This window comes from Methylobacterium sp. 22177 (assembly GCF_052045615.1).
Taxonomy (GTDB): domain Bacteria; phylum Pseudomonadota; class Alphaproteobacteria; order Rhizobiales; family Beijerinckiaceae; genus Methylobacterium; species Methylobacterium radiotolerans.
On sequence record NZ_JBQEPK010000088.1, the window covers coordinates 1 to 9,357 of the forward strand.

Consider the following 9,357-nt stretch of genomic DNA (forward strand, 5'->3'; position numbering starts at 1 on the left):
GGCTCCGGCCCGCGCTGACGGACATCACCCGGCGCCTCACGGTGAGGCGCCCCCACCACCAGCGCGATCGCGGAGGCGATCGCCGACGCGACGACGGAGGAGAACGACATGGTCGACACCGATCGGATCACGGGCGCGGCCCGGCAACTCGGCGGCAAGGTGCAGGGCGCGTTCGGCGACCTGACCGGCTCGCGGCGCGACGCGGTCGAGGGCCGCGCCCGCGCGGCCGCCGGACAGGCCGAGAGCCTCTACGGCCAGGCCAAGGACACCGTGCGCGACGCGGCCGACCACGTGGCCGACGCGGCCCGCGACCTCGGCGGCCGGGTCCGCGACGCCGTCGACGATCTCGGGGCCGACGACGTCGAGGCCCGCGCCCGCCGCGCCCAGGGCGCCGCGCACGATCAGTACGCCCGCGCCGAGCGCGGCGTCCGCCACGCCGCCGAGGAGGCCTACGACGTCGCCGAGGACGCCTACGCGCGCGGCAGCCGCGCCCTGCGCCGCGGCACCCGCGAGGTCGGCGAGCAGGTCGCCGCGTACCCGCTCGCCGCCCTGCTGATCGCCGGCATCGCGGGCTTCGGCCTCGGCCTGCTCGTCAGCGCCCGCCGCGCCTGAGCCGCGCCTGAGCCGTCAGCCCCACGAGTTTCGACCCACCACCCGGAGTGACAGCGTGACCACCATCCAGACCGTTGCAACGCCCCTCGCGCCGGACGCGCACGCCGACACGCGCGCAGTCCTGCTCAACCAAGTCTCCTGGGGCGCGATCTTCGCCGGCGCCGTGACCGCGCTGGTCACCCAGGTGATCGTCAACCTCGTCGGCGTCGGGGTCGGGCTGGCCTCGGTCGGCACGACCGCCGCCGACAACCCCTCCGCCTCGACCGTGTCGATGGGCGCGGGGCTCTGGTTCGTCGCCTCGGGCCTCGTGGCCTCGCTGGCCGGGGGCGTCATCGCCGGGCGGCTCTCGGGCAAGACCCTGCCGGGCGCGGCCGCCCTGCACGGGCTGGTCTCCTGGGCGGTGACGACGCTGGTGGTGCTGTACCTGCTGACCTCGGCCGCCAGCGGCCTGGTCGGCGGCACGCTCAGCACGGTGTCGGGCGCGCTGGGCGGGGCCGGCAGCCTGGTGGGCGGCACGGTGCAGACGGCGGCCCAGGCGGCGGCGCCGTCGCTGTCGAAGATCGCCAACCCGCTCGACGGCATCGAGGACAAGGTCCGGCAGCAGACCGCCGGGCAGGACCCGCAGGCGGCCAGGGACGCGGCGGTCGCGGCGGTGAAGGCGCTGTTCACCGGCGACCCGTCGCAGAAGCAGCAGGCCGAGGCGCGGGCGGCCGACGCCCTGGCCAAGGCGCAGAACATCCCGGTCGATCAGGCCCGCCAGCAGATCCAGGACTACGAGAAGCAGTACGACCAGGCGGTGGCCAGCGCCAAGCAGAAGGCCGAGGCGGCGGCGGTGACGGCCAAGTCGGCGGCCACGCAGGGCGCGTTCTACGCCGCGCTGGCGCTGATCCTGGGTGCGCTGGCGGCGTATGTCGGCGGCCGGCTGGGCGCGCCCAAGCCCGCGACCCTGCTGGGCGCCTACGAGACCCGGCGCGTCTGATCGCCGGCCCACCGTCGGCCGATCGTCCAGCGATCGCCCGGTGATCCCCTCGGCTCCCGCCCCGGCGGGGGCCGTCCACCCCGGCGGGCGGGGCGCCCGGCCGGACCTCCCGAGCCACGACACGACCCCGAGAGAGAGGAGAGCACGCGATGAGCAGCACGACCGACAAGATCAAGGGCCTGGCCAACGAGGCGGTGGGCAACGTCAAGCAGGCGGCCGGCAAGGCGACGGGCAACGACAAGCTGGTGGCCGAGGGCAAGGCGCAGGAGCTGAAGGGCGAGGCGCAGAAGACCGTCGGCGACGTCAAGGACGGCGCCAAGAACCTCGCCGACAAGGTCACCGGCAAGCACTGATCCCGACACGGCGGCGCCGGCACACCGGCGCCGCCGCCCCGAGACGGGGCTCCACCCCCCCCGAGAACAGGAGAGCTGCATGAACCGCGACCAGATCCGCGGCGCGTCCCGCCATCTCAAGGGCCGCGCCCAGACCGCCCTGGGTGGCCTGACCGGCGACCCGGCCCGCCAGGTGCGCGGCGCCGTCAATCAGGTGGCCGGCGGGGCCCAGTACGCCTACGGCCGCGCCCGCGACCGGGCCGAGGACCTCGCCGAGGACCTGGCGGAGGACGGCCGCCACCTGGCCGAGGCCGCCCGGAGACGGGCCGACCACCTGATCGACGAGGGCCGCGACCGGGCCCGGGCCGTGCGCCGCCGCGGCGCGGATTACGGCCGGCAGGCGATCCGCACGGCCGACGCCAACCGCACCAACACCCTGCTGGGTCTGGCCGCCGTCGCCTTCGCGGCGGGCTGGCTCGCCCGCCGTGCCCGCTGAGGAGGCTCCACCGATGCTGCGCAAGCTCCTGACGGCCTTCATCGTGCCGAAGCTCATCGCCTATCTCGGGCGCCGCTACGACCGGCGCCGGGGCACCGGCCGCACCTACTGACGCCCGGATCTGGAGCCCGGGATCGCTAGCCCGGGGCCTTCCAGATGCCGGCGGCGATCCGCGTGGCCTCGACGAGCGCGGCGTGGAGCGCCGCGTCCCCGTCGCGGCGGCCGGCGCGGATCGCCGCGACCAGATCGGACGCCGATGCGGCGCCGTCCAGCGCCCGCTCCCAGGCCCCGGTCGCGGCGCCCGCCTGCTCGATCTCCCGCATGACCAGACCGATCGCGTTGGCGGCCATCAGCAGGACGTAGCGCTGGCGCCCCGACAGGGCCGGGGCGACCTCGTCCAGGAGGCTCTGACGGGCGACCGCCAGGAGGGCGGCGCCGGCGGGCGCGTCCGGGAAGGCGTCGCTCATCGGGCTCCCCACCGCTCGGGCGCGGTCTCGCGCAGGATCGTGGCCTCGAGTTCGGGCGCCATCCGGCCGGTGAGCGCCAGTTCCAGCGACGTCTCCTGACCGGAGACGTGGCGGTGGCCCTGCTCCAGGGCGATCACCGCCCAGCGCAGATGCGCCATGATCTCCCAGTAGCGCACCGCCTCCGGGTCGATCGCGCGCCCGCTCTCGGCCTCGTAGCCGCGGTAGAAGGCGGCCCGCGGGGCGATGCCGCCGGCCTCGAGATCGGGCCGGCCGAACCGCCAGCAGGCGGCGCAGAACCAGCCGATATCCTGCACCGGGTCGCCCCAGCCGGCGAATTCCCAGTCGAGGATCGCCGTCAGGCCCTCGGCATCGACCATGTAGTTGCCGGTGCGGAAGTCGCGGTGGACCAGGACCGGCTCGGGACAGGGCGGCGCGCGGAGCTCGGCCCAGCGCAGGCCCCATTCGAGGGCCGGGCGCGCGGCGCCGATCCCGTCGAGGCTCGCCCGCAGCGCGCGGATCTCGGCCCGGGCCGGCTCCGGCTCGGGCGCGCCGAGGAAGGCGAGGTCGTCCGCCGGGGCGGCTCCCGGGATGCCCGCCCGCAGGATGCCGTGCGTCCGGGCGAGTTGGCGACCGAGCTGCTCGGCGAGCGCCGCGCGGTCGCCGCCGAGGCTCGTGTCCTTGACCACCCGCGGCCCCAGCCCGACCCCGGAGACGAGGCCCATCAGCGCGAAGGGCGCCCCGACCACCCCCGGATCCGCGCAGAAGCCGACCGGCTCCGGCACCCGCACGCCGGCCGCGAAGGCGGCGCGCAGGATCCGGAACTCCTCCGCCCGCGAGCGGCTCGACGCGATGGTGGCGGCCGCGTCCTTGCGCAGGACGAAGCCCCGCGGCGCCCCGTCGACCCGGCAGGACAGCATCCAGTTCTCCTGGATCGAGCCGCCGGTCAGCGGCCGCGCGTCGTCGAGCGTGACCGTCCCGGCCTCCAGGGTCCGGCCGATCCAGGCGCAGAGCGCCGTTCTCTGATCCGCGTCCAGCATGGTGCCTCAGGGCCGCGTCACGGGACGCGCTCGAGGGCCATGGCGATCCCCTGGCCGCCGCCGATGCACATGGTCACGAGCCCGTAGCGGCCGCCGGTCCGGGCCAGCTCGTAGAGGGCCTTCACGGTGATGATCGCCCCCGTGGCGCCGATCGGGTGGCCGAGGGCGATGGCGCCGCCGTTCGGGTTGACCTTCGCGGGGTCGAGGTCGAGTTCGCGGGAGACCGCGCAGGCCTGCGCCGCGAAGGCCTCGTTCGACTCGACGACGTCGAAATCCGCGGCCCGCAGGCCGGTCCGCTCCAGCAGGCGCCGCACCGCCGGCACCGGGCCCATGCCCATCTCGGACGGGTCCACGCCCGCGTGGGCGTAGCCGACGATCCGGGCGAGCGGCGTCGCGCCGTCGCGCTCCGCCCGCGCGGCGCTCGACAGGACGAGGGCCGCGGCGCCGTCGTTCAGCCCCGAGGCGTTGCCGGCCGTGACGCTGCCGGTCTTGGAGAAGGCCGGGCGCAGCTTGGCGAGGTCCTCGGCGCTCGTGGCCTTCGGGTGCTCGTCGGTGTCGAAGGCCACCGTCTCGCGCCGGCGCTGGACCTCGATCGGCAGGATCTGCTCCCGGAACCGGCCCTCGCGGATCGCCCGCGCGGCGCGGGCCTGGCTCTCGGCCGCGAAGGCGTCCTGCACGTCGCGGGGGACGGCGTAGCGCGCGGCCACGTTCTCGGCGGTGACGCCCATGTGGCCGTTGCCGAACGGGTCGGTCAGCGCGCCGAGCATGTAGTCGACCAGCACGGCGTCGCCCATGCGCGACCCGGTCCGCCCGGTGGTCAGGAGGTGGGGGGCGCGGCTCATGCTCTCGGCGCCGCCGGCCAGGGCCGTCTCGGCGTCGCCGAGCAGGATGGACTGCGCGGCCGAGACGACCGCCTGCAGGCCGCTGCCGCAGAGGCGGTTGACCGTCATGGCCGGCACCTCCGCGGGGATGCCACCCTCCATCGCCGCGACCCGGGCGATGTAGGCGTCCCGGGGCTCGGTCGGGATGACGTTGCCGAGGACCACGTGGCCGACCGCCTCGGGCGCGGTCCCGGCGCGGCGCAGCGCCTCCGCGACGCAGCTTGCGGCGAGGACGGAGGGGGGCGTGCCGGCCAGCGCGCCGCCGAACGCGCCGATGGCGGTGCGCACCGCGCCTGTGATCACGACCTCGGTCATACTCTCGGCCTCCATGCCTCAATCAGCCTGCCGGCGTGCCCCGCGCGGCGGATGGACGGTGTCGGCGCCGCTCAGGCCCCGACGCCCCACGACCAGAAGGCGTCGCCCTCGGCCTCGAGGTTGCGGTTGAGGACCATCTTGTGGACCTCGTCGGCCCCGTCCACGAGGCGGGCCTGCCGGGCGTAGCGGTAGATCCACTCGAGGGGCGTGTCGGTCGAGTAGCCCCGCGCCCCGTTGATCTGGATCGCCGTGTCGGCGGCCGCGTGCAGGAGGTTGGCCACGTGCACCTTGGCCATCGACACCTCCTTGCGGGCGAAGCTGCCCTGGTCGAGGGCCCAGGCGGCCTTCATCACCAGGAGGCGCCCGATCTCGATCCGCATGGCGAGGTCGCCCAGCATCAGCTGGATGCTCTCCCGGTCGGCCAGCCGGATCCCGAAGCCGTGCCGCTCGGCCGCGTAGGCCCGGGCGATCTCGACGCAGCGCTTCGACAGGCCGAGCCAGCGCATGCAGTGGGTCAGCCGCGCCGGCCCGAGGCGGATCTGGGTGAGCTTCAGGCCGTCGCCCTCTCTCATCAGGACGTTCTCGGCCGGGATCTCCAGGCCCTCGAACAGCAGCTCGCAATGGCCGCCGTGCTCCTCCGGGCCCATGATCGGGATGCGGCGCAGGATCCGCCAGCCGGGCTGGTCCCTGTGGAACAGGAAGGCGGTCAGCCCTTTGCGCGCGTCGTCGGAGGTGCGCGCCATCAGGATGAAGTGCTCGGCCTCCTCGGCGCCGGTGATGTACCACTTGCGGCCGGTGACCACGTAGCCGTCGCCGCGGCGCTCGGCCCGGGTCTGGATCATCCCGGGATCGGAGCCGCCGCCGGGATGCGGCTCGGTCATGGCGAAGGCCGAGCGGACCCGCCCGTCCACGATCGGCGCGAGCCAGCGCGCCTTCTGGTCCGGGGTCGCGACCTTCTCCAGCACCATCATGTTGCCGTCGTCGGGCGCGGCCGAGTTGAACACGACCGGCCCGAAGATCGAGCGGTTCATGGCCTCGTAGCAGACCGCCATGCCGACCTTGTCGAGCCCGGCGCCGCCAGTCTCGGGCCGCAGCTGCAGGCACCACAGGCCCTGGTCGCGGGCGAGCGCGCGCAGCCGGGCCAGCTCGCTGAGACCGATGTTGCCGTGACCGTCATAGGCCGCCGGATCCGCCTCCAGCGGCAGGATATGCGCGTCCACGAAGGCCGCGATCCGGGCGCGGTAATCCTCGACGCGCGGGGAGATGGTGAAATCCACGGGCCACCTCCTGGGTCGGTGCCGGCGACGAAAATCGAGCGAGCGCTCGCTTTTTATCGCCTGGATTCGTGCCTGGCAACGGGCTAGACCGCGGGAGCTGGCCCCGGCCCCGGCCGCGGCCCCGGCGGGCTCGCGCGGCGACGGAGCGACGATGGATCGATGAGCCCCGCAGACGCTCCCCCGGCCGCCCCGCCGGCGAACCTTCCGGCGAGGGACGCCTACGCGACCGAGGCGATCTGCGCGCGGATCCTGGCGCGGCACCGGGACCGGATCAGCGTCCGGAAGGACCACGTCGCCGTCGCCAACCTCGCGCGGATCATCGAGGCGGTGCTGAAGCTGTCGAGCCGGCAGGGCTTCCACGAGACGAGCCTGCGCGACCTCGCCCGGGCCTCGGGGCTCAGCATGGGCGGGCTCTACTCGTACTTCGACAACAAGAACACGCTGCTGGTGATGATCCTCACCGAGGTGGCCGAGACGGCCGAGGCGGTCCTGCGGCAGGCCCCGGCGGGGATCGCGGCGGATCCGGCCGCCCACCTGCGCTGGCTGATCGAGACCCATATCCGCCTGACCGAGGCGATGCAGCCCTGGTTCGTCTTCGCCTTCATGGAGGCGAAGGGGTTCCCGGCCCCCGCCCGGACGATGGCGACGGAGAGCGAGGCCGCCACGGAGCGCATCTTCGCCGAGGTCCTCGCCCGCGGCGCGGCGGCGGGCGTCTTCGCGGTCGCCGACGTCGACCTCACCGCCGCGCTGATCAAGCCGCTCCTGCAGGACTGGTACGTGAAGCGGGCCAAGCACCGGAAGCGCGGCATCCCGATCCAGCGCTACATCGCGGGCGTGACCGCCTTCGTCGAGAGGGCCATCGCGGCGGGCTGACGCCGCGCGACGGACGAACAACCCTGGTCGAGGCCGCCGCGCGCCCTTATGCCGGGCCCGGAGACATTCCGGAGCACGGGGAGCATGGCCGGACCGATCAGGCGCCGCGCGGGCGCGCCGGAGACCGCCGGGGCCGACGATCCGCTGAGCGGCCTCGCGCCGCTGCTGCGCGTGCGGCCACACCTGGACGACGTCTGCCGCTTCGGCGGCACCTGGGCCGCCGCGCACGAGGCGGAGCCGACGCGGCAGGCCTATTTCCACCTCGTCACGCGCGGCCGCGCCACGCTGCGGCGGCCCGGCGGGGCGCCCCTGCAGGTCGCGGCCGGGGACATCCTGCTCCTGCCGCGCGGCGACGCGCACCTGTTCCACGGCGCGGGGCCGCCGCCGTCGACGCCCCTGCCCGTCGCGGTCCGCCACGCGCACGACCTGCGGTTCAAGACCACCGTCGGGGCAGAGCCGGACGTCGAGCTGATCTGCGGCCGCCTGGCTTTCGAGGCGGCGCCCCGGACCCTGATCGTCACCGCCCTGCCGGACCTCCTGGTCCTGAGCGTCGGCGCCGAGCCCCTCGCCACCCGGTTCGCGCCGCTGCTGGCGGGCATCCGCGAGGAGCTGAACGACCTCCGCGCCGGGTCGGTCGCGGTCGCCGAGAACCTCGCGAGCGCGCTGTTCATGATGATGCTGCGCGCGCATCTCGAGGCGTCGGCCCCGGCCGAGGGGCTGCTGCGTCTCCTGGGGCAGCCGCTGACCGCCCGGGCGGTGCTCGCGATGGTGCGCGACCCGGTGCATCCCTGGACGCTCGACGCGCTGGCCGCGACGGCCGCCGCGTCGCGGGCGAGCCTCGTGCGCGCCTTCCGCGCGGCGGCGGGCGTCGCCCCGCTGGAATTCCTCACCGACCTGCGGCTCGGGCTCGCCCATCACCGCCTGCGCACCGAGACGGTCTCGCTGGACCGTCTCGCCGCGGAGGTCGGCTACCAGTCCGCGGCCGCCCTCAGCCGGGCGTTCCTGCGCAAGTACGGGATCCGTCCCGGACAGGCCCGGCAGGCCGAGGCGCCGCCGGCGGGTTGATCCGCGCGGTCATCGGCCTGCGCCGCGCGGCCATCGAGGGCGCGGCCGGCCCCGATTACCTTCCTCGTCATCACGCAGGAGGTCGTCATGCCCATGATCGATTGGAACACCTACCGCCAGCAGGTCACCGCCGGCGTCGGACACTTCGCCAAGCTCAGCCCCGACACGGTGCGGGGCTACGGCACCCTCAGCACCGCAGGCCAGAAGACCGGCCAGCTCGACGCCAAGACCCGCGAGCTGATCGCGGTGGCGGTGGCGATCTCCCTGCGCTGCGACGGCTGTATCACGGTCCACACCGACGCCGCCCGCAAGCTCGGCGCCACCGAGGCCGAGCTGGCCGAGGCCCTCGGGGTCGCCACCAGCCTCGGTGCCGGTGCCGCGGTCGTCTACGCGACCCGCGCGCTCGACGCCTTCGCGGCCTCCGCCGAGGCGTAGCCCCTCCCCCCATCCGATTGAGCAAGGAGTCGTGTCATGAACACGCAGGTTCGCCGCGTCCTCGGCCTCGTCTCGGGGCCTGGCTCGAACCGCCTCGGCCTCCAGGCCATGCGGGTCGCCATCGCGGTCATCTTCCTCTGGATCGGCGCGCTCAAGTTCGCGCCCTACGAGGCCGACAGCATCACGCCCTTCGTCGCCAACAGCCCGGTCATGGCGTTCTTCTACGCCCACCCCGACCAGTACGCCCAGCACCTCACCCACGAGGGCGAGCTCAACCTCGCCGCCCGCGCGTGGCAGACGGCCAACCACACCTACGCGTTCTCCCGCGGCCTCGGCACGGTCGAGCTGCTGATCGGCCTGCTCGTCCTCGCCGGCCTGGTGTCGCGGCGGCTGGGCTTGGCCGGGGCGGTGCTCGCCTTCCTCACCCCGGTGGTGACCCTGTCGTTCCTCGTCACCACCCCCGAGGCCTGGGTCGCCGCGCTCGGCGATGCCCAGCACGGCTTCCCCTACCTGTCGGGCGCGGGCCGCCTCGTCCTCAAGGACGTCACCCTCATGGCCGGCGCCTGGCTCGTCCTCGCCGACAGCGCC

Annotated in this window: 12 protein-coding genes; 8 read left to right on the plus strand and 4 right to left on the minus strand. The window is 74.7% G+C overall.

Annotated features, from left to right (window positions below):
- Positions 1 to 108: 108 nt before the first annotated feature.
- From ACTJK8_RS31665 to ACTJK8_RS31680, 4 genes are all read left to right on the plus strand, one after another.
- Positions 109 to 612, plus strand: coding sequence for a CsbD family protein (locus tag ACTJK8_RS31665; protein WP_053620543.1), 504 nt, complete (start codon positions 109 to 111; stop codon positions 610 to 612).
- A 55-nt stretch (positions 613 to 667) separates the two neighbouring features.
- Positions 668 to 1,591: a hypothetical protein gene (locus ACTJK8_RS31670; RefSeq protein WP_012321377.1), complete on the plus strand. Its 924-nt coding sequence runs from the start codon at positions 668 to 670 to the stop codon at positions 1,589 to 1,591.
- Positions 1,592 to 1,740: 149 nt separating this feature from the next.
- Positions 1,741 to 1,944, plus strand: coding sequence for a CsbD family protein (locus tag ACTJK8_RS31675; RefSeq protein WP_012321376.1), 204 nt, complete (start codon positions 1,741 to 1,743; stop codon positions 1,942 to 1,944).
- Positions 1,945 to 2,023: 79 nt separating this feature from the next.
- Positions 2,024 to 2,419 (plus strand): CsbD family protein, encoded by a 396-nt coding sequence (locus ACTJK8_RS31680; RefSeq protein ID WP_029361537.1) that lies wholly within the window; start codon positions 2,024 to 2,026, stop codon positions 2,417 to 2,419.
- 137 nt (positions 2,420 to 2,556) lie between these two features.
- On the opposite strand, the gene ACTJK8_RS31685 is transcribed toward ACTJK8_RS31680, so the two are convergent.
- From ACTJK8_RS31685 to ACTJK8_RS31700, 4 genes are all read right to left on the minus strand, one after another.
- On the minus strand, positions 2,557 to 2,886 hold the full coding sequence (locus tag ACTJK8_RS31685) for a DUF6285 domain-containing protein (protein WP_012321373.1): 330 nt from the start codon (positions 2,884 to 2,886) through the stop codon (positions 2,557 to 2,559).
- Positions 2,883 to 3,923: a phosphotransferase family protein gene (locus ACTJK8_RS31690; RefSeq protein WP_043074595.1), complete on the minus strand. Its 1,041-nt coding sequence runs from the start codon at positions 3,921 to 3,923 to the stop codon at positions 2,883 to 2,885. Before ACTJK8_RS31690 ends, ACTJK8_RS31685 begins: the two co-directional genes overlap by 4 nt.
- Positions 3,924 to 3,940: 17 nt before the next feature.
- Positions 3,941 to 5,119, minus strand: a complete 1,179-nt coding sequence (gene bktB / locus ACTJK8_RS31695) for a beta-ketothiolase BktB (RefSeq protein ID WP_440763144.1) — start codon at positions 5,117 to 5,119, stop codon at positions 3,941 to 3,943.
- A gap of 71 nt (positions 5,120 to 5,190) precedes the next feature.
- A complete protein-coding gene (locus ACTJK8_RS31700) occupies positions 5,191 to 6,396 on the minus strand; it encodes an acyl-CoA dehydrogenase family protein (protein WP_071000160.1) in 1,206 nt (401 codons plus the stop codon).
- 159 nt (positions 6,397 to 6,555) lie between these two features.
- Between ACTJK8_RS31700 and ACTJK8_RS31705 the strand changes: the two genes are divergently transcribed.
- The 4 genes from ACTJK8_RS31705 to rclC form a co-directional block, all read left to right on the plus strand.
- The gene (locus ACTJK8_RS31705) at positions 6,556 to 7,269 is read left to right on the plus strand and encodes a TetR/AcrR family transcriptional regulator (RefSeq protein ID WP_012321369.1); all 714 of its coding nucleotides are present in this window, start codon (positions 6,556 to 6,558) and stop codon (positions 7,267 to 7,269) included.
- An 84-nt stretch (positions 7,270 to 7,353) separates the two neighbouring features.
- Complete coding sequence (locus ACTJK8_RS31710) at positions 7,354 to 8,334, plus strand: cupin domain-containing protein (protein ID WP_440763145.1); 981 nt, start codon at positions 7,354 to 7,356, stop codon at positions 8,332 to 8,334.
- Positions 8,335 to 8,421: 87 nt separating this feature from the next.
- Positions 8,422 to 8,769 (plus strand): carboxymuconolactone decarboxylase family protein, encoded by a 348-nt coding sequence (locus tag ACTJK8_RS31715; protein WP_012321367.1) that lies wholly within the window; start codon positions 8,422 to 8,424, stop codon positions 8,767 to 8,769.
- Between the two features lie 36 nt (positions 8,770 to 8,805).
- The coding region (gene rclC / locus ACTJK8_RS31720) for a reactive chlorine resistance membrane protein RclC (protein ID WP_440763146.1) at positions 8,806 to 9,357 on the plus strand (552 nt) is incomplete at its 3' end.

What these genes read in the sequence shown, in the direction of transcription:
- ACTJK8_RS31685 (WP_012321373.1), bottom strand. Translation starts at nt 2,886, where the DNA reads ATGAGCGACGCCTTCCCGGACGCGCCCGCCGGCGCCGCCCTCCTGGCG.
- ACTJK8_RS31690 (WP_043074595.1), bottom strand. Translation starts at nt 3,923, where the DNA reads ATGCTGGACGCGGATCAGAGAACGGCGCTCTGCGCCTGGATCGGCCGG.
- ACTJK8_RS31710 (WP_440763145.1), top strand. Translation starts at nt 7,354, where the DNA reads ATGGCCGGACCGATCAGGCGCCGCGCGGGCGCGCCGGAGACCGCCGGG.
- bktB (WP_440763144.1), bottom strand. Translation starts at nt 5,119, where the DNA reads ATGACCGAGGTCGTGATCACAGGCGCGGTGCGCACCGCCATCGGCGCG.
- ACTJK8_RS31675 (WP_012321376.1), top strand. Translation starts at nt 1,741, where the DNA reads ATGAGCAGCACGACCGACAAGATCAAGGGCCTGGCCAACGAGGCGGTG.
- ACTJK8_RS31680 (WP_029361537.1), top strand. Translation starts at nt 2,024, where the DNA reads ATGAACCGCGACCAGATCCGCGGCGCGTCCCGCCATCTCAAGGGCCGC.
- ACTJK8_RS31705 (WP_012321369.1), top strand. Translation starts at nt 6,556, where the DNA reads ATGAGCCCCGCAGACGCTCCCCCGGCCGCCCCGCCGGCGAACCTTCCG.
- ACTJK8_RS31665 (WP_053620543.1), top strand. Translation starts at nt 109, where the DNA reads ATGGTCGACACCGATCGGATCACGGGCGCGGCCCGGCAACTCGGCGGC.
- ACTJK8_RS31715 (WP_012321367.1), top strand. Translation starts at nt 8,422, where the DNA reads ATGCCCATGATCGATTGGAACACCTACCGCCAGCAGGTCACCGCCGGC.